Raw genomic sequence first — 22,571 nt, 5'->3', positions numbered from 1 at the left:
TAGGCACCAGACAGCTACCATAGACGATTTACACTCGACACCCGGGGTGTGTGTCTTCGGGGACGTATCTCCCTCGCTAACCATCGGTGCTCGGTTAAGCTCGAACCAACGGTTCTGGGGGACTTTGAACACCGGTCAATTCCGTCACGTACGGCCGACTCAAACGATCTCGAAACGCGTAGAATATTACTGAGAGTGTTAACCAAACACGGATGCTCACTAACAGTAGACATCGTGAACTACTGCGTTACACTCGACGACCGGGGATCGATTAGATATTTCTTCTTTTTGAAATACACTTCGCTATTCCAATTTCTTAGACCTTACTGATGGTGTATTTCAGCATTTACACTCGACAGGTGGTGTGTGATAAAGACATAGTTTTATATATCACACCGACCGTCGTGTGTAATATGAGCCGGACGCCCCGAGGTCGATTACTCAAATGAGTAACGAGAAACAGAGTTCTCTTGACTCAATTTGGGAAAGCGAGGATCCGGTTTTTGCGAACAAAGAACTCCTCGACATCGAACATATTCCAGACGAGGAACGGATTATTGGCCGCGAGGATGAGATATCTAATCTTGCCAATAGTATCCATCCTGCAATCAGGGGTGGAAAGCCTAGAAATACGCTAATCTACGGGAAGACGGGGACTGGCAAAAGTCTTGTAGCTAAACACGTTACTCAGAGTGCTGAAGACTTCTCTCACGAGCAGGGTACGAGACTCGATCGCGCATATATCGATTGTACTCAAGCAACGACGGAGACTCAGGTTGTTATCAAACTCGCCCGAACATTCAATCGACCAAATGAAACAGATATCTCTGTACCTCTTTCTGGATTATCGACGAATGTATACTACGATCGTCTTTGGCAGATTCTCGATAGCCTCCACGACGTCGTCATCATCATTCTCGATGAAGTCGACAAACTCCAAGAGAACAACGTGCTAATGCAGCTCTCTAGAGCTGGGGAAGCTGGAAAGATTGACTCATGTAAGGTCGGAATCCTCGCGATCAGCAATAAAATTTCATTCAAAGATTCTCTGGATGAGCGAGTTTTGAGTAGTCTCCAAGAACGTGAGTTTATTTTTCCGCCCTACGACGCAAACCAGCTTCGCGAAATTATGCGCCATCGTCAAGATGCGTTTCGCGAAGGAGCTCTCACCGATGATGTAATTCCCCTTGCGGCTGCGTTCGCCGCACAGGAACACGGTGACGCTCGAAAAGCTCTCGATATTCTTCGAAATGCTGGTGAACTCGCGAAAGACGATGATAGCGATGTTGTGCAAGAAGAACATGTGCGAAATGCGCGAGAAAAAGCAGATATCGATCGATTCTCGAAGTTGCTTCAAGACCAGCCAACACAATCAAAAGCCGCAGTGTATGCTCTCTCATTGATCGCAGACGGGAGCAAACAAGAAGAATTCCCCACACGTGAAATCTATGAACGGTATGAGCAACTCACTGAATCGCTAGAAATTGACCCACTCTCACAACGGCGGATGTCTGATCGGTTGAACGAACAGGCTTTTCTCGATATTCTTGGTGTTACAGATCGAGTTGGCCGTGGTCGTGGGAAGGGAATGACCAATTTCTACTACCTTCTTGAGGAGCCAGAAGTCGTCCAAAGCGCCATTGAATCTGATCAGCGATTCTCTCCTAATGAATAACTCATGATTTTACACTCGACAGTTGGGGTGTCATTCTCTGTTTCTCGGGGCGATGTACTCTGTATTCTTCTATATGCTGTCTATAGGGCATAGTACGCCATTTAATACCTATTTACACTCGACGCCCGGGGTGGTCTGTTTTGCTGTTCTGACGATATATCAGGTACCTCAGTCGGCTTACTTGAGAGAACTTGTAATGTAGTCTTCACCGGCATGCGAAGTTGGTTCAGGCTAATCGAATTTCGCTTCACACATGGGGTGTGTCGATCATAGGATCGGTCAATAATTCATTCTACTCGTCTGGATTGACTGGGCTCTTGTACTGAGATCGGATTTTGTCTCCATCTCGCCACTGCCAGTAGTAGTAGTGGTTGTCGTTGATCTCCTTGATCGTGATCGTCGCTTTGGCAGGAACGTCATCCGGAAGATCGTCTGGCCGCTCTTCGACTCCCTCCTGATCTGCCGGCTTCTCGGGACAGGCCTCTCGTTCCTTGTGCTCGGCGAGCGCTTCAGCGTACGTCGCAACGTCTTGGAGCTGATCCGGGCTCGACTCGTTGAGCGTGTTGACGATCTCTGTCGGGAGGGTCGCCGGTGGGGTCGGGGGTTCGTGGGACATCGGCTACTCGCGTGTTAACCAACACGGCCCGCCAGTCGATAGTTGTGTTGGTTAAGACGATGCGCTCTTATGTAGAAACGCGGAAAGCCCGTATAATTACACTCAGACAGTTCTAATCTGGCGATATGTCTTCCACTGAGTCAGCGTTCGGCGGGATGTTTCGGCAGCTGATCGAGCTAGGAGTCATAGAGATCAACACCGAGCCGCTCGATGCGCGCATCGAGCGGCGACTCAAGCGGTTCTGGGAGAATACATCCTGTCCTCGCTGTGGTCACCAGAGCATTATGACGTGGGAAAAACACGACCGAGTTCGATGCCGTAATTGCGAATTTAAGCCAGTTTACACCCATGGAACGCCATTTCACGAGAAGCACCTCTCCTGTGGTGAGGTGCTTCTCGCTTTCACTCTCTACGCAGATACGCTGCTGAGTATCAACCAAATTGCGCCGCTGCTCGGTCGCGCTTACAAAACCGTTCACACGGCGATTCGGGAGGCGGAAGCCGCGGTTCAGCGCGGCTTCCCCGTCACGTGGGAGCTGCTTGCTCAGACCCCTGATGGGCCGACACAGGTTGACGAATCTGGAAAGGTCTGTTCTGGCTATAAAGGCCAAGAGCCGCCGCGAAACAGCCGTTCTCGCGGCGGCTCGTCGCGCACTGGCCGATCACGCTGGCGAGGGCGTCACGGTGACCAGCTGACGCTCGTCGCGGCGTGCCGCGACTCACTTCGTGTGATTCGCGGACAGCGCGGGATCGACTACGAAGGCGACCTTGAGCCAGTGATTCAGGAAGCTGAAGACCTCTCCCAGCCGCTGGGAGAGGTCTGGACAGATGGACTCCAAGCGTACCGCGAGATGGATCGGGATCACCGAACGGTCGTCCACAAAGAGAGGTACGTATCGCCTGACGGAGTCCATGTTAATCAGGCAGAATGTCTGTTTTCGCTTGTTCAACCGTGGCTGCGGAAGTTCCGCGGCCTGTCCAAGCAAGGCTTGGAACAGGCCGCTCATACATTCGGGATCATTAGATCGCTGAATCTCACAGGCGCATCCGTCGATATCACCATCGACTGCCTTGTTATGGGGGCTTTCCGTAGTTCTACATAAGAGCGAGACGATGGAGACGGTTCTCGCGATTGCTGGCTGTAACACAACTCAAAACATCTGGCTCTGATGGGATGAAAGCCTGCTAAGTCCCCAGCGTGCGTGAAGAGGCACTGGGGTGGTCAAAGGCCGATGATTCAACAGCGTCATAGAACGCGTGGCTCTGATTGGCCTATCTGCCAAGGACGCACTATCATGGGAGGCCGCCCGGATGCCCAGCATCCGGGCGGCGAGCCCGAATAGGTGTGGCTCCCTTCACGCACTTCCCACTCCAGAGGAACCATGTACTACCTCGGAATCGACCTTCACAAAGATGAGTCGCACGTCGCTGTTTTGGACGACGATGCCGAGGTCGTCGAAGAGATTCGCGTCGCAAACGCGAATCTCGACGAAGTCGCCGAAGAATACGCTGGAGCCAAAGCGGCGATCGAAGCAACCAGCAACTACTACACGGTCTACGACACCCTCGACGAACACCTCGACGTGGTTGTCGCAGATCCGAGCCAAACCAAGGCGATCGGCTATGCTGAGGTGAAAAACGACCGGCTCGACGCGAAGTTGCTCGCGCAACTTCGCCGAGCCGGCATGATCGCTGAGAGTTACGTTCCGCCCGAAGAACTCCGGGAGCGCCGCGCACTCGTGCGCGGCCGGAAGCGATTAGTCGAGAAGCGGACGGATTTCAAAAACGAAGTCCACGCTGTTCTCGACAAACACGGGATCACCTACGACTGGGATCCGTTCAGCGTGAACGGGAGAGAAATCCTCGCCGGCGAGGATTTCTCGCTCGGTGTAGTCGGCGATCAGTTGATGGAGTCGTTCCTCTCGATCATCGACGAGCTCACCGCTCAGATCGAGGAACTCGAAGAGATGATCGAAGAGACCGCTGCGTCTCTGGAGGAGACGCAGCTGTTGATGACGATTCCCGGCGTGAGTTTCTACTCGTCGTTGCTGATCACCTCGGAGATCGGTGAGGTCGACCGGTTCAACGAGGCGAATCAGGTAGTGAGCTACGCGGGATTGGATCCGGTCGTCCGCGAGTCAGGTGACTCGCGGACTGAAGGATCAATCTCGAAACGGGGGAGTGGAGACTTACGCTGGATCCTCGTCCAATGCGTCCAAACGGCGGTTCATCGGTGTAACGATCCGTATCTTGGACGCTTCTACGCTCGGTTGAAACAGCGGAAGAACCACCAGATAGCGATCGTCGCAACGGCGCGAAAACTGCTCGTGTCGATCTTCCATATGCTGGAGCGTGAGGAGGTGTACGATCCACCAGAGGTGAGTGCCTGAGGGCCGCCGAGCCGGCGGCCCTCATGGGCCGGTCGCAGCAGGTATGAGCCACAGCTAACGCGTTCACGTTCTGACCGCCTGCCGGCTGGTCCCTGAGTCATCACCGTTCCTGCTTGTGATTTTCTCTCGTGACCAAGCTCGGCCTCGATCCCGGCGAAAAATATAGTATCTCAGACGTGGTTTGTTGCGCTAGCAGGCTTTCATAGGTGTTGAAATCCTCAGGATTTGATATTTTCACACTCCAAATCGCTCAGTACAGGGGACTCACGTACCGATCTCGGACGCCGATCTCTCCACAATATGTCAGTAGCGGCGTGCAAGATACAGAGGTTGTAGTCATCACAAAAGATTCATCGGTTCAATACACGTTCCGCTGAATCAGTTTCGTAGCAAAGTTCTCACGAGGCCACCCAGTGCATCATCTTCACAGCGACGATGCCAGTCAGCTATCCTGTGTGGAGACATCGGCGGGGTCAGAAATATCTGCGGCGTCCTCACCAGCGCGGAGGAGGATCGCCTCGTCTCGGCCATCGGGACCGAGCGTAACGCCGAGCATCTCCGCGCCGGTGTCTGCTATGTTGACCATCTCTTCCGTACTCGTGGTGTCTTCAATATCCGTGTTCGTGAGTTCGATGCTGACCTCGTACTCCCCCGCATCGGTCCAGACATCATTGTATGCTATCCCGGAGTTCTTCGCATCATCACCCGCTTCCGAATCCTCGGGTGGCACCAACTCGAACGTCTTCTTGAGAGCGGTGTCGCCGTCAGGACTGATGATTTTAATCGATCCGCTGATCTGCTGGTCGGTTTCGTTGAAGACGTTGACCTCTCCGAGAATTAACTCGCCGGCTAGTTCACCGATAGCCGAACATCCGGCCACTGCTGTTATGATTGCTGATCCGCCTGCCGCCAGAAGACGCCGCTTGGTGGTCGATATTCCACCTGAGGGATTCCGAGACGTCATCGTTGACGCTTGGATATCAAGTCCGTAGTGGCTAAGATGGTGCGCTGTGTTTTCAGCTTGAGAAACACCGTGAGGTAACCGTTGGTGTCCGGGCCGCCAAGCAAACGGTGCCGGTAGCCTTGACCGATCCGCGCTTTGTATCTCGCACGGCTGGCGAGACATCTCCCTGAAATGGCAGAACCGTCGGTGTTCGATACGCACTCTTCAGCGACTGCCCGTTTCAGACGAGAATATGTCTGAAGAATAGGATTTCAACAGAGCCTTTTAAGCCCAATCGCTCAGTACAGGGGTAACGCGGATACCGGCCATGGAAGCACTTATTCTTTTAGTGATGCTTAGGTGAGACGATGGCCGATGGCTTTCGAGTTCTACTTAATTCGCTCCACGAGCGCGGATATAGTACGATTACTCGGGACGAGGGTTACGATAAGGAGGCTAGCGGAGTAGTTCCACTTGATCAAGAAGACTGCCTTGAGAAACCCTCTGGTTGGCGTCGATTTCTTCCACAGATATACGATGCTGGGGACATCGACCTTGTGCCGAGTGATATTCGGTACATCGTTGACGCTCATGGATTCCGAGTTGAACCAGTTGGCCGCGACGCAGATTCATTGACAATACTGATACAGCCAGATCTCGCTCAGTAAGCAGGCACATTCTCTCGGTTGGTTCAGGATCTAGGTGGAGAAAATAACGTAGTTCCCGTGCTGACTACAGCCTCTATATTCAGCACGCGGCTTGGGATATCAGCGTCGAAGGATGTCAACAGAGCCTCGTGAGTACATCCCCGTCGCTGACAACCTGCTAGCCGGAAGCTCGTATAGGATTGTGGTCAGTCGGCCGCCAGATACGTCCGACACTCCTGCCGGATCACGTCAAGGGCGACCGGGGGCTCAACCTCGATGACAGAGCCAAACACCTCATGCCAGAGGTGCTCGTGAACACGTGTGGTCAACTGTTCAACTGTCACTGGGGGAGCAATTGTGGCTGCGATCCGATCGAGACACGCTGGTGTTACGAACTCTGTGACAAGCGTCTCAAGCTCTGTCTCATGCGGGACGTTACCGGTCGGGGGAGTGTCAGGCCAGATAACGCCCCGACCGGTCGTCTTGTTGCGGACAACGACACCCGCAGCGGTCCTGTCACCCCACGCAGATGGCGGGACTGTGTAGGTCGTCGGATCAAAATCGCGAGCACGTCGCTCCCGGGCGATGGTGTTGACAGCTTCGAGCCCGAGTGTTTCGAAGATTGTGTCGACAGCATCTGGGGGCCGGTACTGCTCGGCGTCGCTAACCCACACATCGTGGCCCACAAACGGGGGAAGCCGATCCCAATCGTAGGCGAAACCGGTGGTAAACGTTGCGACACCATGAAAGACAACAGCGGACGGGTCAATGTCGGCCGTACGAAACGCCTCCCGATCGAACTGCTCGCGGACGGAGCGGACGGCGAGGCGGTACTGTGGTGGAAGCGCCTCCGGATCGTCATACACCGTGGTTCGGTCGCCGAACTGTAGTAAGCCGGACGGCTGCATCCGAAAGCGCAGGTGGCCGCCAGCAAGATATTCGGTAAGCCAAAGATGGCCCGTGAGCACGCTGTCAGCAACCGCCGCAAGCGACGGAAGCGAGCCGAACTGATGCATAGCTCCGTGTTCACGCACGAGCGCCTTAGTGTACCCACCTCCTACGTCTCTTTAGGGGGTGTCATCGAACTGTTGCTATAGTTTGGCTCTGTTAAAATCTCATTCTTCAGATAGATTCTTAGCTGAAACAGTCGGTCGATGAAGCCTGCGAATTCAGAAATAGGACTTAATAACAGGACCTAGTGGCTGGCCATCATCCAAGTGTACTATCCCCTGCTTCACTACAACAAATCCCGTCTGAAACTGCTGTAATTGTAACGAACCCCGTATCAATACACTACTGACCAGAGTGCGAAATATGTACACTGTACTGACCGCAGGGGAGACAGAAAATATCACTTTCTAAGGATTTCAACAGAGCCGCACGAATCGAATCGACGGTCGAAACACCAGTTCGTGTGTCAGAAGTGCGAGTACGAACTGAACGCGGACTACAACGCGAGCAAGAACATCGCTCGCAAACTTCTCAAGAAACTCCACTCGGGGCAGAAGTCTTCGGGTGGAGGCGCACCCTGTCAGTGTGCGCTAACGTCAGGGACGTTGAACCTGAACGGCGATTTTCACGCCTCCGTTAAATCGACGGGAGAAGGGGAGTTCACTGACAAGCCCACGACTTCAGTCCTGTCTCTTACCCACAAGTTCACTGAGTCCCAAACAGACGTTTCAGACGCTGTCGAGCCCAATCTATTCTCGGAAGATCGAGGTAAGGAGTGATTCGGGCGGTGATATCGACAGTGGGGGGGTTGCTGAATGTGGTAAGTGAGATCAGCAAAAATCGTCCCATAGAAGTGTTAAGCCTGTAGATATCGAGGCTTCGGTCGGATTTATTGACCGCAACAACGACTCGATTTGTGGGTAAGAGACAGGACTTCAGTCGTGGGTCACTGACTTCTGCTGTCGTTTGAGGAATTCGAGGAGCGTCTCGATGTCGTCGGCTGATGCCGACGATTGGCCGAACATGCTCTTGAATCGGTGATCCAGCCCACCTTCTTCGATGAAGGCTTGGGCCTCACTGAGCTGCGACCGGAGGGCATCAGCATCGCCGCGGTGGAGATGCGACTCGACGCCATCGAGGTCGATCGCTGGGATAGCAGCGAGGACATCAACAAGATCCGTCTTCCGGCCGCTATGGAGTTTCGCGGCGACGAGGATTTCTCCATCAGCTGCTTGTGCGGTCGTCGACCGGGTCCCGCCCGAAATCATCGTTTCAGTACTGTGGTCACGTAGATAGTCGAACGACCATTCCGCCTCGGTTTGCCGACAGCCAAGCCCATTCACGAGAATGTCGACGCCGACCGGGTGGGGGAGTCCTTCGGTCCGTTCAAAGACGTCGATTTCCCGATTATAGATGGTCTCTTCCGGTGGAACTTCGAGCTCGGCCGTCCGTTCGAAACGGCGTGCTTCGAGGAATGCCACGACGTCGTCGTAGTCATCCGGGGCGATGACGAGATCTAGGTCGGTCGAGAACCGCGGTTCGAACTGACTGATCGCGTACCCACCAACGAGGACGAATCCGATGTTGGACTGTTCCAGTTCTTCGAGTACTTGGATGAGTGCCTCACTGCGGTCTTCTTGGCTCATGCTCAGGCAGGCTCCATACGATAGTTCGCATCTGTATCGACATCGTCGTACATCCGACCGAGCATGTCGAGTGCGGACTCGAAGGTTGCGTAGTATTCGTTTGCGAACGCCACGGTTTCTTGCAGCGGGATGACGGGTCGTCCATCGACCATCTCGGCCTCGATTTCTGAACGAGGCTCGAGAACGATCTGGATGGCACCGTCGAATTCGTCGGCAGGCTGGCGTTCCTCCGCAGTCGGGATCCCAAATCGGTCGAAGAACGCCGTCCAGGCGTCAAAATCGGACTCGTGGACGGCGATGAACAGCGGATAGTCACCCGGCTCGCGAGCGACCTGATAGCCACCGCGAGTCCAGACGTAGACTGCATCGATAGCGGTGAATGTGTAGTCCATGCCGGCGAACTGCGGAAGGACGTACGCCTCCGGGATTGACGGCGGTGAGGTAGCTGCTGCTGCGACCAGGAACTCGAGCCCGACATCCCGAATCGTCTGATCAAGGAACTGGAGACCATCATCATACGCGACGTAGCCGGCCTCCTCGAGACGGTTCACGACGCGCCGAATCGTCTCCCGGTTCTCGTCGATCTTCCGCGCGACGCCGGAGATGGAATCGCCTGGGTCGAGCGCGAGGAGGACCTTGAATTCCTTCTCACCGCACATTTCATACATTCTATATCTACACAAACTTGTGTAACAGACAAAAGTATTACTCTTTGTGTGGAGTTGCTGGCTGGATCTGGCGAGTGTCCTCAACGAGGTCGTGGATGTACGCTCTGAGTATTTCCATGTCCTCGCGGGCGTCTTCGAGGGTCTTGCCTTTCGCTTTCGCGACGATTTTGTCCTGATCACGGGTGCCAGTTCCGCGAGTGAGTTTCACGGTAATGGAGACGCCGACGTCACTCCGTTCGACGTACTCCGTTCGTGACGGCTGCTCACTGGATCCGGTCGGTTCGTCATTCGAACGAGATGGCTGGGTCTGTTCTGACATAGGTTGCTCTCGGTGATTGCTGTTTAGATGGTTGGTGCGACCGACTCGTCAGGCGTTTCGTGAAGAACTGCGTCGATGTCGCTGCTGGTGAGCCGCCAGCATCCGTTGGGACCTGTACATTCGAGCTGGCTCACGACCTCGGTTTTGAACTCTTGGTAGTGATCGAGGGCGAACGCCTCATCGCCCGTGTAATCGAGCAGAAGAGCGGGTGCGAGTTGGGCCGGTCCGCTGCCACAGTATCCCCATTCGAATCCCGAAGGACTGTGATTCGCCAGCTTGAGACTCCGCTCTGGCGTGAGTTGTTCTTGATCCGATTGCTTCTCGACGATGGCGGTGCCTCGACGGCGGTAACCGACGTAGATGACATCGGGATCAGCCGAGGTCCGTGACTGTACATGCGATCGTGGGTCGCTGATTCCACTCATTGGTTGGTTCGCGGGAGGCTCGTTCGATCACCCCCGCACCCCTCTCGGGGGGCTCAAAAACAGGACGGGCTGCGTTCGACAACGTATTTGGCAGTTGCTACGTACTCTCCAGTATATTCGGATGGCTGTACTGGACGACCTCTCGGGGTTCGAGTTCGAAGACGTGATGGAGGATGTCTTCCGGAACCTCGGCTACGAAAACGTCCGCCAGGCTGAGAAGACGGCTGACGAGGGCCGCGATGTCCTCATGGAAGAGGTCGTCGACGGACAGCGCCGCGCGATCGTCGTCGAGTGTAAGCATACGGACACCGTCGGGCGACCCGTCGTCCAGAAGCTCCACTCGGCGATCGCGACCTTCGACTTCGACGGCCCGAAACGCGGGATGGTCGTCACGACTGGCCGATTCACGAACCCGGCTCAAGAGTACGCCGACCGCCTTCAGCAGAACGACGACCCCCATCCAATTGAACTGCTCGACGGCGAGGACCTCCGAGAGATCGCCGACGAGATCGGCCTCGACCTCTACAACGGGCGCATCGAAATCCTCTGTGACGAAACGCTCCGCCCGTACGATCCGGCCGGCGACGTCGACGCGCCAGTCACGGAGGCGTTCCGCGACATCGAGAACATCGAGGCCGCCGACCTCCCAGAATCCCACTCATCGGTGACGTTCCGCCCGGTGGTCGCGGTCACCGCGGACACGAACGCCGTCTTCGAGACGTCGGTGGGCGTCATCCACCGGATCAACGACCGGACGCGATTCGTTGCCCACGCCGAACGCGGGCAGCCGCAGGTCGTCGACGAGGACGTCGCGACGCTGGTCACCGAGAACCTCCAAGCGACGGTCGAACTTGACTCGGAACAGTTCGGAGAGGTGTTCGACGGCGTCGAGGAGCACCGCTTCGGCCAGACTCAAACGGAGTACAAGGGGTGGGCCGTCGAGCGGCTCCAGCAGCACCACACGACGACGGTCACCTACACCGGCGACAACAACGTCACCTACAACAAAACATGTGAACCGAATCTCTCGGACATCTCCGTCCAGTCGATCGAACCAGTGTACCTCCCCGAAGTTCGACAGACCACCGACATCCAAGAGTACACCTACTCCTACGAGTACTACGCAGCGGGCCCGTCACGAGTGACCGTCGAGGACGGTATCCATCGATGCGTCCACTGTGACACGAGCGGCGTCGACGAGACGTACACGTACTGTCCGAACTGCGGGGCGATCGCCTGCTCCAGCCACACCAAAACGGAGCGCCTGGAAGGCGAGCCGGTCTGTACGGGGTGTGCAGTCACCGAGCGGTTCACACTGAAGACGAAGTACTTCTACGACGACCAGAACCTCGAGACGTTCCGCGAGGAGTACGCTGATATGCCGCTCCACGAGAAAGCGATGGAGAACAAGTGGCTGGCCGGGGGGAGCCTGGTCGCGACGCTGTTGACTCTCATCGGTCTCCTCATTATTGGCGGCGTCATCTGAATTGACTGATTCTCACATCGCTTTCCCAACGAGCAGACTGTTGGACTTGGAGACGACACCTCATCGGAGACTCCATCGTGGCCAATCGATAACGAGCAGATGATCGAGTACCTCGAACAGTACTTTCGGTCACAACAACGGGGGTCAGCTGCGGAGACCACCCTCCAGTCAAAGCGCTCACGACTCGGTCAGTTCCTCCGCCACTACGAAGAGATCCACGGGACGTCCGCAATCGTCTCTCGTATCACCGATGTCGCTGACCAGCCCGAAGAGATTCAGCGCGTCACAGCCGTCTTCGATGTCCTTGATGGCGAACTCGAAAGCAATGATTCGAAGCGCCAGTACCGGTCTGACATCGACGATCTCTACGGCTGGCTTGTCGATCGCGGCTACGGCGCGTTCAATCCCGTCCGTTACGACCACGAATGGGATGTCGCCAAACGCGACAACCCTGCTCTTGCGGGTGCGACTGAGAACATCGAAGAGCAACTGATCGTCTTGGGGCTGTGTGCCTGGGGCCTACGACGGAGTGAATTAGCAACCCTCCACGTCGAGAATGTTGAACTTCAGACTGAGTCACCGTACCTCTCGTTCGACACGAGGAAGAATGGCCCCGGAACAGTGGCGTTGATCTACGGCCAAGATGTCCTTGCGGACCGGATCGCACAGCTGTCGGATCGCCAGGGGTGGGATGGATATCTGTTCCCCTCACCGGATGTTCGCCGTGAGCACGTGACAGGAGAGACACTCAATCGCCGGTTCAAGTCGATCGCTACGCGTGCAGATGTGCGTGTTCGCGGTGAGCTCCCGGCCTCGAAAATGGGACGCCGGTTCTGGTACAGCGCGTACGCTGACGCCGTTGAGATTGTGATCGAGCGCCTCCAGAGTGTCGCTCATGAACAGGGGAGCAGTGACCCAATGGTCGTGTTTCGGAACTATCTATCCGAAGAGAAGCGCCGTGAGTATCTTCGAGACGCAATGTATGACCGGCTTGCTGAGGCGTTTGAGGATGCTGCTAATCAATAGTCTGGAGTTATGGTACCATTCTGCCAATTAGGCTCGGCTCAATGAAATCCACCGCAGATGATGGCTTTCTATTTCCAATCGCTCAGGCCAGAAATTCTGTTTTCCTCTAGAGAAATATAATTCTGACAACATCTTATTCAGGACGGCTACCCGCTTGCCCTGCTGTTGACGTTTCAGCAAATCACAACTTTTCTTTAAGTTGCTTGTGCGCAGTAGATTCTATTGTCGTGGGTTCCGTTCGCTGTAATGAGAGTTGGTGTGGTTGGCCCTCCGTGAGAGACTGTTTGTATCCACCGATTGGAGTGAGTGAATAGCGGATGATCCATCCCATCGCAGAACTCACGCAGTCTGATGAAGGCGATGTGGTGTTTACCAAGGTCCGGCCTTCGTATTCGCCTACGTCGAAGATCGCTGTTGATAGGACAGCCCAGTACCGAAAAGGAGCAAAGACCGATCTGTTTGCCCGCGATGCTGGCACGGCCGACCAATACGGCCGGCGAGGCGAGCGTGCCGAAGCGTACTACGCCCGTCTCTGGCGGTATCACCACCAGTGGGACGCCGATCGACATGGTCGTCGCACATACAAAGATAAAATCGCCGTCACACAGGCACTTGCAGGGGCGCTCCCAGTATCCGTTTATGAACGCCGCGAGGCAGTTGTGTTCGTTTGCTCGCATAGTGGTCGACGGTTTAACCAGTATGGCGGTCTCTCCGCGATGGCACTTGGAGCGTTCGCTGCGATACGTGACGAAGAGATCTCGGCTCGGTCGACGCAAGTGAGCGACCAATTGGAAAATCCGCTTGAGCGACGATTGTCGGCGTCTGACTGTTTCATCGATCTGTGTGAACAGCACGATGTTGATTGGTATGCGGCATATACGAAAGCGAAGGAAATTCGAAATCGCGAGTGATTGTTTATAGCTCCCGACTGAAGTGAGGTGAGAGTAACTGGCGCGGCCGCCATGATGACATGGTGAGGCCAGCCTGGCTCACCTCGGATCTCTTGTGTACCTGCTAACCCCAACCCACCAGTGGCGACGCATAGCCAACCGCACGCATCGACAGCCCGATCAGTCCATGGTCTCGCTCCGAGGACCACAATGACTGGGGATGAGGTCCCCGACGACGGAGCGACAGCTCGGGAAGCACTCGAGATGCATCTCGCCCAGGCACTGACGCGGTGTGAGTCGGCGGCAGTCCGTGATCATCTGGAGGCAGCATTACGGCACTGTCGCGATCTCCCACCGACACCGCTGGTTGAGTGCCCGCTGTGTGGCTGCGTCGGGCTCCCGGAGCGAATCAGGATCCACGACTGTTCAGGGTGTCCCAGCCACGACTGACAGCCGGGTCCCCAGCCGTGTGGTATTTTTGATTGTGTAGTGCTATTAACTAGTACTACTGGCTGTTTTCGGAAGAGAAGATGGCAGTTATTGAGCTGTCGAAACCCCAATCGCCCACTACCTACAAGAAAGGGCTAAAACACCCCTGTCGCATCTCCACACACGATGAATGTCTCACGCGACGAACTCCTCACGCAATTACGGGCGCTTGATTCATACGCATTCGAGAAGTTGATCGCCGATATCTGGGAATACAGAGGGTGGGACACCACCGTCACAAGCCCGTCCAGAGACGGTGGCATCGACGTGATCGCCAGAAAGGACCTCCCCTTTGCCCAAAAGCAGTTCATCCAAGCCAAGCGGTACGCCAGAAGCAACAAGGTCGGGGTTGAGGATGTCCAGCAGTACAGCAGTCTCTACTTGGATAAGAGCCCGGATCGTGACGTCGACGCCGATGTCGTCGCACTCGTGACGACAAGCAGTCTGACCGCGCCCGCCAGAAAGAAGGCGGCCGAGCATAACCTCCGGATCGTCGACGGCGAAACACTCACCGAGATGATCCTCGAATGGGACCTCTCGGAGATCGTCTCTGAATACGTCGATTCTGACGCCGAGTCCGAGTCGGCGTTTCACGACGATATCGACACATCCGTCGAAGCGTACGAAGGTTCGCGCAATTGGACGATGGTCGAAGAGTTCAACGAGATGGCGATGGCCTCAAGTGAGGATATGAAACTCACCGCCACCGCCGACGGCAGCGTGGCCTACACCGTGTTCCACGGGCGGTCACACCAGAACAACCTCGAGGAACGGCGGAACATCCACCATCTCGCCGACCTCGATACAGAGCAACTTGACCGACTGAAGTATCTCGCCAACGACCTCGGGATGCGGTTTTTAAGCGGGGACGGCCCAGACGAGTGGAAAATCTACGACAAAGGCGAAGGGGCAATCGATCCCCACCGGACAGTCGAGATCGGAATGCGAATTTTGAACGGCATCTTCGGGTCGGCGTTTGGTGACGCCAACATCGACGTCGCTGTTGGCAACCGGTAGAGGGTTTCTAGCTCCCGTTTGAGGTGAAAGATGGCGTTCATAGACACCGAAGAGAACCAGTACTCTCGATACATCGAAAACCGACACAGCCAACTCGCAAGCGAACACGGTCGCGACAACGTCTTCATCACCGAAGTCGACGGCGAGGTCGTCACGCTAGTCGGCGACGGCGTCGGGCTGATCGAACCGCTCGAGGTCGCGAGCACGCAGTTCAGCGAGGGCATCGAGATTGACGGCTACCCCGTCGAGCCGGCGCTCGTCCCGCTGTTCGAAGAGCCAGTCTCGTGGTTCGAAGGCAACCACGACCTGTTCGAGCTCGCCGCAGGCGGCACCGGACGGGTGTGTTCGCTTTCGCCTTCCGGTATCGTCTTTCTCGACTTCGGCGATCGCCGGTTCTACGAGGAGCGGGTCGACCGGTATGCGACCAGCGAGACGATTGGGGGCGTTCCCATCGTCGCGACCGAGGCCGACGCAATCGCTAGCGGTAAGCACAGTACGTGGATCTCCACGGACAACACGAGTGTCTGGACGTACGAGTACGTCCCGTTCGTCGAGCCCGTCCAGACGACGGCCCAACTCAGAGCCCAACTCGGATCGATCTGCTCGAACACGCCAGAGTGGGACGACCTCTTCGAGGCGACTGAGTCGGTTTACGAAGACGAGCTGGCAGAAGAACCCAGCGCCGTCGTATGAACACCGAACTGAAAGACATCCTCCACAGCAGTAGCACCTGTCCGTTCTGTGGGCACGAACCGGTCGATTCGAGACTGATCGGGCTCAACGCCGTCGTCTGTGAAGTGTGTAGCGAGAACATCCACCTCCACAGCGCGGCGTACGCAACGATATTCGCAGACGGGACGGCGATCGAACTCTGGGACTATCCGCCGCAAGCAAAAGCGTGGCGCGAGTCGGGGAGCAACAATGTCGTGTTCACCGAACCGAACTTGAGTATCGACGAGCTCACAGAGCAACAACAGGCGGCCATCGCCGCCTTCGTGAACAGCACCCACAGAGACGTGCTCGAACGCCGACCGGTCGAAGATATCGAAACGAAGTACCTCAAAGCGATCCGTCGCGACCGAACCTACGGGGACAGGGGTTCGAGCGAGCGGCAGGTCAAACAATCGATCGACGGTCCGGTGGTCTTAACGAGCCAGCATCTGTACGCGCCAGATCCAGATGTGTTTTGTGAACCAACGGAGACGCAAGCGACCTTGTTCTGAGAGAGCCAAGAAACGGGACAAGCCCGTCATCGCGGCCTCTGACAGTATAGTGTATATCGGATGAAATAAAAATCGTTTCGAAATCGAGTGATAGTTTGTAGCCTCCGAGAAACGTGAAGAGATGTACTCAAAGTTAATTCCGGAGGGCGGACTGGACATCACCCAGCGCCGGCACATCCAACGCGACATCGCCCGGTGGAAGTTGGAGTTGGAGATGGCGAATTCGTTCACAACCAGCGAGTTGAGCCACTACATCTCCGAACTCCAGGAAATGGAGGACACGACGTTGGTCCGGTGGTGGATGGACAACGTGGGCGAATGGGTCGCTTCGCGACGAGACCTCGATGTGCCGCCCGACGTGGACATGGAAGACTGGATCGAAGACCAGTTTGCGGTCCTGATCGACGGCGAAGCGACTGAGTACGGGTTCGTCGTGGATGTTGAACTCCCAGAAGCGTCGTAGAACTCACACAGAGGAATTGGGCGAACAACGACACCACCAACACCATGAATTCCGACAACACACCGACGACCAGCAGCACCGACACCGAACTGTATTTCGACGAGGCGGAGGCGCTCGCCCAGCAGTATCGAGAAGAACGAAACGCGATCAAGCGGAAGGAGGCGGCACTCACAACGCTCAGCAACCGTCTCGAAACAATCGACTGCGATATCGGTGGCGCGACTCTCGATATCGACGCCGACGGCATCATCACCGTCTCGATATCGACTCCACAGTTCCCGGAGGAGGTCAAGTCGATGCTCCACGACTTCCAGTGGCCGCGAAAGTTCGCCACCGGGTACGACACGATGTCCCGCTGTCTCACCTGGAGCCTGAAAACTGATATCGAGACGCTGATCGAAGACCACGAGCGAATCCAGCAGCCGCAGGCTCGCGCCGCCCCGCAGACGGCCTGAGAGTGTTTCTAGACTCCGGGTGAGAGAGATTAGAGTCATGCAAGAAGATGTGAAACAACGGATCTTGGCGAATCGGAGTGCCGTCGTCGACATCTACCTCTCGGGAGGTAACGGTCGGATGTTCTGGCCGTGTCGGCTCCAACCGTTCGACGAGTCGATCCCCACCGTTCGGCGCAGCTCCTCGAAGTACATTATCGACTCCGGCTTCCAAGAGGCAGAATCGAACACCGACGCCCCGATCAACGCCACGCTGGGCGATTTTGTGGGCGAAAACACGTCACGGAGCGAGCCGTCGCGAGACGCCTCGCTTTCGGGACCGGAGATCAAGGAACTCGTCGACGCCGCCTACGAACGACGGGCCGGCTACATTATTCCGAACGACACCGTGAACACGCCGAACGTGGCGATGCGGACGGCGATCGAAGAGACCGCCGAGAAGGTCGAAGCCTTCCTCGACTACGTCGATGAAACCACGTTCCCAGCAACGGTGATCGTCCCCCTCCAACCGAACCACGCGCTCCACTATGCGTATCTCGCCGAACACTACCCCCGACAGGCGAAACGGGGCCACTTCGCGCTCGGCGGCATGAAGAATCTTACACCACACGAGCAGGTCGCGTGTATTCGAGGGTTCCGCGAGGTTGCGGGCTACGAACCGTACGTTCACGCTTTCGGCGTGGGCTCCTCTCGCGTCCTCATCGAGGCTCTGCGAGAAGATCCGGCGTTGCTCCAGTCGGTCGACTTTTCCACACCACAACACCACGCAACTTCCGGCCGCATCGCCGGGACGTCACGCATTCCGATCTACGTCGGGACTGCCCAGGGGACCGACAGCGCCAGTACCTGTGCTCAACTCATGTCGGCAGAGTTGATGGACATCGCTCGGATGCTTTCACCGACGATGACGAGCGACGAGGACGTGCGGGTTCGGTGGGACCAGTTCGAGAAGTACCACAAACGGCTCGAGAAGAACATCCTCGAAGCCAATCCAGAGTTCGAGTGGGAGTTGCTCAAAGAACGACACAACTCGTTCGATCAGCTAGTCGCCTCCAGCAGCGACGACCAGATCGACACAGAGTTGCTCGAGGCCTTCCGGGACAAACTCTCCGACCACCTTAGCCAAGAGACGCTTGGCGGGAGTGGCCCGCAACACACCGGATTCGGAACCGCTTGAGAAGTTTATATCCACCGAGAAAGGTGAAATGGAGCTCAAAGAAGAGAAAGTCACGAGAGTCCAGACAGAAGGTCGGATCGAAGGCATCCTCGACGCCCACCTGTTCGACAAGCACGTCGACAGCGAGACAGACGAATACTGGGGCGTCCCAGCGAAGTTCTTCACCACAGAGGGAGATTCGGTATTTCTCGATGCTGCTGTGGCGGACAAATTGACATGGATGGTCACCGCGCGAGTCGGTTCCACGTTCGAAGTCAGTGCCCTTCCCCAGAAGATCACTGTCGAAGGCGAGGAGTACGGGATCAATCCCGGCTTCTGGGCAGCGTCCATCGACGAATCGCTTGTCCAGTGACCCACACCAGTTCCAATGAACAGACTCACTCAACACATCGCAGACGACGGCGACCGAACCCGTATCGCGTCGCGTTCGGATATCGACGTCTTCGTCCCGAGACTCGACGAGAACAGATTCGTCTCGGACATCGGTGGGGACTTCTGGCCGTACCGCACTGTCAGCTTCGAAGAGGCGTGTACGAACCCGAAAGGAGTCGCCAGAACGCTCCGGCGGACACAGAACGTGCGGCTCGTCGACAACCGCCCACCGGGAAGCAACTTCCCAATCGAATTGTTCGAGGTGGCCAATGAAGTCCACGTTGACGAAGTCCTCCCCGTGAGCTACACCGGTAGTTCAAGAGACGCGATCGCAGACGCCGTCCGGCTGTACGCGAACTACGACTTCAAGACCGAACCAACGCTCATCATCCCGGTAGTTCCACCGTTCGAGATGACTGGAGCGTGTATCGAGCACCTGCTGTACCAGACAGAGACCGGTACTGGCGTTCAAGCGATCAACAATCCGACGGACTTCGCAATTCGAGGGCTCTCGCCGCGGACACAGAGCTATGACCACCTCAAGGAGATTCTCACGACTGTCGAGTCTGCTCTCGAGGGCGGCGTCAACGTCAACATCCACCCCCCCCGTGTGAATACGGGCCTCGTCCGACTGATCCGGAACTTCAGCGGGACGATTAACTCCGTCACGCTCCCGAAGGACGCACAACCGCGCTCCCCGCCCGAGACAACGTCGTACCTTTCGGCGAAGGGCTCGGAGAACCTCACCGACGACACGTGTCCGTTGGTCCAACTCGCTGGCGAGTTGAGCCTGCTCACAAGCGATCTCATCGACAGCGACCAGTTGGAGGCCGCACTCAGCGAGTCGAGTATTCCAACGCTCGGACCGAGACCGGCCGACACAGTCGGGTCGGCAGACCAGCAGTCCACCTTCTCGTAGGAGAGTTTGTACCCCCCAGAAGATGGTGAAGGATGGAATCGATACCTGCCTACCTGGAGGATGTTTTGGATGAAGCGACCAACTACTACGAGTCCGATGAAAATCTCACGCGCGTCGACGCAGCCCACGAAATTGCCCACCAGAACTGGCTGCTGATGGGTTTGGACAGAGGCGATCACGACACGCTCGACGTGCTGCGAGACATTCGGGACATCCACACATTGTGTGCCGACGAGTTCGAGACGTACCGACAGTACCAAGAGTCGGAGTACGCCGACTCGATTCTCGAGGCGGTGGCGCTTCGCTCGCTCGAAGAGCTGATCAACGTCCACCTCCACGAAAACCAGTCGTTCAACTCCCAAACGACAGACTCGGCAGCCACCGCAAAGTAGCGTCCCACTCAAAAGAGAGAGTTTGTAACTCCCGAAGAAAAGCAGCGGAGAAGAAGATCCAAACAGAAATGATGCAAAACACCATCGAAGCCGAACACCTGCGAGAAGCGTACGACGAGAACGAACTTCCCAAGACGGGGACCGTCCGAAACAGCCAATATGAGGCGGCTAACGACGAGACGGAAATCTCGTTCAACGTTGGCGACGTGATCGAGCGACAGAACACGGTGGGCGAAAACACTGCCGTCGAATTCCGGTACGTACTGGAGCTGTACGAACACGGCGTCGTCGTCTGGGTCCTCGACGACGAACGCTACACGTACTACCCGAGAAACTACCTCCGAGAGGACCTCACTGAGTACGAGGTGCGGGTCCACGACGATCCGTGGGGGATTCGCGAGGCCGACGAGTAGATCATGTCCGCAACCAAATCCACGCAATACGGCCGCGGCGGACCGTACCCCGGAGACTGGGACCACTTCGACCCACTCAACGGCGAGCCGCCGGGGCTCTGGGAGGTGGCCAAACACACCGTCGGTGGATGCGGCACACCGGAGGTCCCCCGGCGAGAAGTCGCCATCTGGACTCACCCGACAGCGGGAACGCTTCGTGTCATTAAAGAAGCAATCCCCGACGGCTCGTACGTCTTGATGAAGCCGGACAGCGAACAGACCCGTGGGAGTCGCGAAGACATGTTCGACAGGGCAGCCTGGTTGATGCGCCGACCAGTCGACTAACCAAATGAGCTCATCGTGGACAATCTCGATCCGGCCGCCGTTCGCAGACGACTGTTGGGCGATCCTCAGAGCCCGATTCGTCGACGCACAGTACTGGGAGGCAGACTCCAAACAGGACGCGATCGACCGGCTCAAAGCCGGCATCGGCGAGCCACGGGACGTGCCGGGCGAGAACCCCCCGGTGACCCGACAGACGGTCGCGATCGACGCTCACGAGGACTTCGCGAACAGCATCACTCTCGATACCCTGTTCGAGGACCAAGTCGGACTGGGGAGTTTCGGACAAGCTACGACCGAGAAGCCGTGGCACGAGAGCCAGCCCGAACGCGAGCATATCGAGCCACTCTACGACTCCGAAGCCGTCCTTCACGCAACTGACGGCAACGGACCAACCGGACATCCGTCCGGCTGGAGCTGGGACTACGCCATCTGGGCAGCTCACGATACGGAGAACGTGTTCGACGTCGTGCTCCACCGGCCAGAGCGGTACGAGTGGACGACGACGACCATGGAGACCTCAGAGTTGCTCCGGATACTCCAAGGCCGGTGGCACACACAAGGGAGTGCCCACCTCAAGCAGTTCTACTTCGAGCAGTCGACGGAAGACGCCGACGACCCGTATCTCGCGTGGGAGCCGGGCGGAATCGATATCGTCCCCCGCACAGAGACACCGTTCGATGGAGGGTGGGACTTCTGTCCCGGTGTGCCGATGAAACTCAACGGCTGGAAGTACGACCCCCACGCCTCCCTCTCGCGTGAGGTCTGGCGAAGCGAGATCGGGCCCGAGCGCAGAGTCGAACTCCACCACACCTACGGCGAGTATTCGTTCCTGAAAGTGTACGACAGTCGCGTCTCTGGGGCCGACGCGGCGATGATCCCGGATGGGTTTGACACCAAGGTCCAATCCACCACCTCAGCCAGCGATCTTCGAGATAAGGCCGTCCGCTGGATGCGACAGCACAGTCCCGGCGGCGTGGCTCACCCAGCGTTCGACGACCGACTCATGGAGACGCCAAACGGGTGGGGCCTTGATCAGTCACCGGGCGTTCGGTATGGATCCGAGTTCCACATCCGCTACCGGAACGCGGCCACAGAGCAGGACGCCGACACGCTCATCGAGGTCGCGGGTGTACCCAAGGGGACGAACTACACAGTCAGACTCATGCAACGCGAAGACGGCGTTATCACGACGACAGACGACTCCCGGATTGACGTCCAAGAGAACTATTCGGCTATGAATGGGCGAAGGCCAGCAACACCGACCTGTTTCTAATTTAGTGCTGTTGTGGTTCCCTCGTCGTTTGTGTCTGAGATTCAATGCTCTAGGAGAATTATTTTTAACCACCGGTGGTAGGTGAGGTATGATTTAAGACACAATTAAGAACAGAAGCAAATTCCAACTGTAGAAGCGCTCAAAAGGCAAAATAACCAATTTCAAATTTGTGACACTCATATAAAAGTCACAACTGATTCTCTTCAACTCACGCACGAGCCCTAACGGAACCCTCCGGCGCTAGGACGCCGGAGGAATCGTGCTGCCGGCCAATGACAGCAATCAATCAAAACAGGGTCAGGAGTGATAACTCTGCTTTTCAGAGGACTTCACTCGACACCGGCCCACAGACACACCGCGTTGCACAGTCCAGTT

At 56.5% G+C, this 22,571-nt stretch carries 24 protein-coding genes and 1 pseudogene; 18 read left to right on the top strand and 7 right to left on the bottom strand.

The window, feature by feature from the left end; all coding sequences use genetic code 11:
- Positions 1-445 precede the first annotated feature (445 nt).
- Positions 446-1,675, top strand: coding sequence for a Cdc6/Cdc18 family protein (locus EXE41_RS11295; protein WP_137691063.1), 1,230 nt, complete (start codon positions 446-448; stop codon positions 1,673-1,675).
- 292 nt (positions 1,676-1,967) lie between these two features.
- On the opposite strand, the gene EXE41_RS11290 is transcribed toward EXE41_RS11295, so the two are convergent.
- Positions 1,968-2,291, bottom strand: coding sequence for a hypothetical protein (locus EXE41_RS11290; RefSeq protein ID WP_137691062.1), 324 nt, complete (start codon positions 2,289-2,291; stop codon positions 1,968-1,970).
- Between the two features lie 125 nt (positions 2,292-2,416).
- On the opposite strand from EXE41_RS11290, the gene EXE41_RS11285 reads away from it, so the two are divergent.
- A complete protein-coding gene (locus tag EXE41_RS11285) occupies positions 2,417-3,394 on the top strand; it encodes an IS1595 family transposase (protein WP_137691061.1) in 978 nt (325 codons plus the stop codon).
- 279 nt (positions 3,395-3,673) lie between these two features.
- Positions 3,674-4,681: an IS110 family transposase gene (locus EXE41_RS11280; RefSeq protein WP_137691060.1), complete on the top strand. Its 1,008-nt coding sequence runs from the start codon at positions 3,674-3,676 to the stop codon at positions 4,679-4,681.
- A 442-nt stretch (positions 4,682-5,123) separates the two neighbouring features.
- On the opposite strand, the gene EXE41_RS11275 is transcribed toward EXE41_RS11280, so the two are convergent.
- Both EXE41_RS11275 and EXE41_RS11265 read right to left on the bottom strand, forming a co-directional pair.
- Entirely contained in the window at positions 5,124-5,561 is a 438-nt protein-coding gene (locus EXE41_RS11275; protein ID WP_137691059.1) for a hypothetical protein, read from the bottom strand.
- Between the two features lie 916 nt (positions 5,562-6,477).
- Positions 6,478-7,287, bottom strand: coding sequence for a hypothetical protein (locus EXE41_RS11265; RefSeq protein WP_137691057.1), 810 nt, complete (start codon positions 7,285-7,287; stop codon positions 6,478-6,480).
- A 363-nt stretch (positions 7,288-7,650) separates the two neighbouring features.
- Here EXE41_RS11265 and EXE41_RS11260 point away from each other — a divergent pair.
- A pseudogene (locus tag EXE41_RS11260) lies at positions 7,651-7,911 on the top strand (zinc ribbon domain-containing protein); the annotation flags it as partial.
- Positions 7,912-8,157: 246 nt separating this feature from the next.
- Here the strand turns inward: EXE41_RS11260 and EXE41_RS11255 are convergent.
- The 4 genes from EXE41_RS11255 to EXE41_RS11240 are packed head-to-tail and all read right to left on the bottom strand — an operon-like array spanning position 8,158 to position 10,280.
- Entirely contained in the window at positions 8,158-8,868 is a 711-nt protein-coding gene (locus tag EXE41_RS11255; protein WP_137691056.1) for a nucleotidyltransferase family protein, read from the bottom strand.
- 2 nt (positions 8,869-8,870) lie between these two features.
- Positions 8,871-9,536 (bottom strand): helix-turn-helix domain-containing protein, encoded by a 666-nt coding sequence (locus tag EXE41_RS11250; protein WP_137691055.1) that lies wholly within the window; start codon positions 9,534-9,536, stop codon positions 8,871-8,873.
- A 37-nt stretch (positions 9,537-9,573) separates the two neighbouring features.
- On the bottom strand, positions 9,574-9,855 hold the full coding sequence (locus EXE41_RS11245; protein ID WP_137691054.1) for a hypothetical protein: 282 nt from the start codon (positions 9,853-9,855) through the stop codon (positions 9,574-9,576).
- 23 nt (positions 9,856-9,878) lie between these two features.
- Positions 9,879-10,280 carry a DUF6166 domain-containing protein gene (locus EXE41_RS11240; RefSeq protein WP_137691053.1) on the bottom strand — a complete coding sequence of 134 codons (402 nt, stop codon included), beginning with the start codon at positions 10,278-10,280 and terminating at the stop codon, positions 9,879-9,881.
- Between the two features lie 121 nt (positions 10,281-10,401).
- On the opposite strand from EXE41_RS11240, the gene EXE41_RS11235 reads away from it, so the two are divergent.
- From EXE41_RS11235 to EXE41_RS11165, 14 genes are all read left to right on the top strand, one after another.
- Entirely contained in the window at positions 10,402-11,766 is a 1,365-nt protein-coding gene (locus tag EXE41_RS11235; protein WP_137691052.1) for a restriction endonuclease, read from the top strand.
- Positions 11,767-11,865: 99 nt separating this feature from the next.
- Complete coding sequence (locus EXE41_RS11230; RefSeq protein WP_137691051.1) at positions 11,866-12,792, top strand: site-specific integrase; 927 nt, start codon at positions 11,866-11,868, stop codon at positions 12,790-12,792.
- 317 nt (positions 12,793-13,109) lie between these two features.
- The gene (locus EXE41_RS11225; protein WP_137691050.1) at positions 13,110-13,703 is read left to right on the top strand and encodes a hypothetical protein; all 594 of its coding nucleotides are present in this window, start codon (positions 13,110-13,112) and stop codon (positions 13,701-13,703) included.
- A gap of 594 nt (positions 13,704-14,297) precedes the next feature.
- Entirely contained in the window at positions 14,298-15,188 is an 891-nt protein-coding gene (locus tag EXE41_RS11215; RefSeq protein WP_137691048.1) for a restriction endonuclease, read from the top strand.
- Between the two features lie 30 nt (positions 15,189-15,218).
- Positions 15,219-15,881 (top strand): hypothetical protein, encoded by a 663-nt coding sequence (locus EXE41_RS11210; protein ID WP_137691047.1) that lies wholly within the window; start codon positions 15,219-15,221, stop codon positions 15,879-15,881.
- The gene (locus EXE41_RS11205) at positions 15,878-16,411 is read left to right on the top strand and encodes a hypothetical protein (RefSeq protein ID WP_137691046.1); all 534 of its coding nucleotides are present in this window, start codon (positions 15,878-15,880) and stop codon (positions 16,409-16,411) included. Before EXE41_RS11210 ends, EXE41_RS11205 begins: the two co-directional genes overlap by 4 nt.
- Positions 16,412-16,532: 121 nt before the next feature.
- Positions 16,533-16,874, top strand: coding sequence for a hypothetical protein (locus tag EXE41_RS11200; RefSeq protein ID WP_137691045.1), 342 nt, complete (start codon positions 16,533-16,535; stop codon positions 16,872-16,874).
- A gap of 44 nt (positions 16,875-16,918) precedes the next feature.
- Entirely contained in the window at positions 16,919-17,329 is a 411-nt protein-coding gene (locus EXE41_RS11195) for a hypothetical protein (protein WP_137691044.1), read from the top strand.
- A gap of 64 nt (positions 17,330-17,393) precedes the next feature.
- Entirely contained in the window at positions 17,394-18,503 is a 1,110-nt protein-coding gene (locus EXE41_RS11190; protein ID WP_137691043.1) for a hypothetical protein, read from the top strand.
- A 28-nt stretch (positions 18,504-18,531) separates the two neighbouring features.
- Positions 18,532-18,855 carry a hypothetical protein gene (locus EXE41_RS11185; protein WP_137691042.1) on the top strand — a complete coding sequence of 108 codons (324 nt, stop codon included), beginning with the start codon at positions 18,532-18,534 and terminating at the stop codon, positions 18,853-18,855.
- Between the two features lie 15 nt (positions 18,856-18,870).
- Positions 18,871-19,794 (top strand): hypothetical protein, encoded by a 924-nt coding sequence (locus EXE41_RS11180; protein ID WP_137691041.1) that lies wholly within the window; start codon positions 18,871-18,873, stop codon positions 19,792-19,794.
- Positions 19,795-19,826: 32 nt separating this feature from the next.
- Positions 19,827-20,186 (top strand): hypothetical protein, encoded by a 360-nt coding sequence (locus EXE41_RS11175; protein ID WP_137691040.1) that lies wholly within the window; start codon positions 19,827-19,829, stop codon positions 20,184-20,186.
- 71 nt (positions 20,187-20,257) lie between these two features.
- The gene (locus EXE41_RS11170) at positions 20,258-20,599 is read left to right on the top strand and encodes a hypothetical protein (RefSeq protein ID WP_158294414.1); all 342 of its coding nucleotides are present in this window, start codon (positions 20,258-20,260) and stop codon (positions 20,597-20,599) included.
- Positions 20,600-20,927: 328 nt separating this feature from the next.
- On the top strand, positions 20,928-22,196 hold the full coding sequence (locus EXE41_RS11165; protein WP_137691038.1) for a hypothetical protein: 1,269 nt from the start codon (positions 20,928-20,930) through the stop codon (positions 22,194-22,196).
- Positions 22,197-22,571 lie beyond the last annotated feature (375 nt).

Origin of the sequence: Halorubrum sp. SD690R (genome assembly GCF_005435035.1) — an archaeon.
GTDB classification, from domain to species: domain Archaea; phylum Halobacteriota; class Halobacteria; order Halobacteriales; family Haloferacaceae; genus Halorubrum; species Halorubrum ezzemoulense.
Note: the sequence above shows the minus strand (reverse complement) of the source record. Positions and strands in the feature narration are given on the sequence as shown.

Excerpts from the sequence above, each read along its gene's own strand:
- EXE41_RS11165 (WP_137691038.1), top strand. The coding sequence starts at position 20,928 with ATGAGCTCATCGTGGACAATCTCGATCCGGCCGCCGTTCGCAGACGAC.
- EXE41_RS11280 (WP_137691060.1), top strand. The coding sequence starts at position 3,674 with ATGTACTACCTCGGAATCGACCTTCACAAAGATGAGTCGCACGTCGCT.
- EXE41_RS11205 (WP_137691046.1), top strand. The coding sequence starts at position 15,878 with ATGAACACCGAACTGAAAGACATCCTCCACAGCAGTAGCACCTGTCCG.
- EXE41_RS11180 (WP_137691041.1), top strand. The coding sequence starts at position 18,871 with ATGAACAGACTCACTCAACACATCGCAGACGACGGCGACCGAACCCGT.
- EXE41_RS11225 (WP_137691050.1), top strand. The coding sequence starts at position 13,110 with ATGATCCATCCCATCGCAGAACTCACGCAGTCTGATGAAGGCGATGTG.
- EXE41_RS11215 (WP_137691048.1), top strand. The coding sequence starts at position 14,298 with ATGAATGTCTCACGCGACGAACTCCTCACGCAATTACGGGCGCTTGAT.
- EXE41_RS11185 (WP_137691042.1), top strand. The coding sequence starts at position 18,532 with ATGGAGCTCAAAGAAGAGAAAGTCACGAGAGTCCAGACAGAAGGTCGG.
- EXE41_RS11235 (WP_137691052.1), top strand. The coding sequence starts at position 10,402 with ATGGCTGTACTGGACGACCTCTCGGGGTTCGAGTTCGAAGACGTGATG.
- EXE41_RS11195 (WP_137691044.1), top strand. The coding sequence starts at position 16,919 with ATGAATTCCGACAACACACCGACGACCAGCAGCACCGACACCGAACTG.
- EXE41_RS11290 (WP_137691062.1), bottom strand. The coding sequence starts at position 2,291 with ATGTCCCACGAACCCCCGACCCCACCGGCGACCCTCCCGACAGAGATC.
- EXE41_RS11265 (WP_137691057.1), bottom strand. The coding sequence starts at position 7,287 with ATGCATCAGTTCGGCTCGCTTCCGTCGCTTGCGGCGGTTGCTGACAGC.
- EXE41_RS11285 (WP_137691061.1), top strand. The coding sequence starts at position 2,417 with ATGTCTTCCACTGAGTCAGCGTTCGGCGGGATGTTTCGGCAGCTGATC.
- EXE41_RS11250 (WP_137691055.1), bottom strand. The coding sequence starts at position 9,536 with ATGTATGAAATGTGCGGTGAGAAGGAATTCAAGGTCCTCCTCGCGCTC.
- EXE41_RS11240 (WP_137691053.1), bottom strand. The coding sequence starts at position 10,280 with ATGAGTGGAATCAGCGACCCACGATCGCATGTACAGTCACGGACCTCG.
- EXE41_RS11245 (WP_137691054.1), bottom strand. The coding sequence starts at position 9,855 with ATGTCAGAACAGACCCAGCCATCTCGTTCGAATGACGAACCGACCGGA.
- EXE41_RS11230 (WP_137691051.1), top strand. The coding sequence starts at position 11,866 with ATGATCGAGTACCTCGAACAGTACTTTCGGTCACAACAACGGGGGTCA.
- EXE41_RS11200 (WP_137691045.1), top strand. The coding sequence starts at position 16,533 with ATGTACTCAAAGTTAATTCCGGAGGGCGGACTGGACATCACCCAGCGC.
- EXE41_RS11210 (WP_137691047.1), top strand. The coding sequence starts at position 15,219 with ATGGCGTTCATAGACACCGAAGAGAACCAGTACTCTCGATACATCGAA.
- EXE41_RS11255 (WP_137691056.1), bottom strand. The coding sequence starts at position 8,868 with ATGAGCCAAGAAGACCGCAGTGAGGCACTCATCCAAGTACTCGAAGAA.
- EXE41_RS11175 (WP_137691040.1), top strand. The coding sequence starts at position 19,827 with ATGGAATCGATACCTGCCTACCTGGAGGATGTTTTGGATGAAGCGACC.
- EXE41_RS11295 (WP_137691063.1), top strand. The coding sequence starts at position 446 with ATGAGTAACGAGAAACAGAGTTCTCTTGACTCAATTTGGGAAAGCGAG.
- EXE41_RS11170 (WP_158294414.1), top strand. The coding sequence starts at position 20,258 with ATGCAAAACACCATCGAAGCCGAACACCTGCGAGAAGCGTACGACGAG.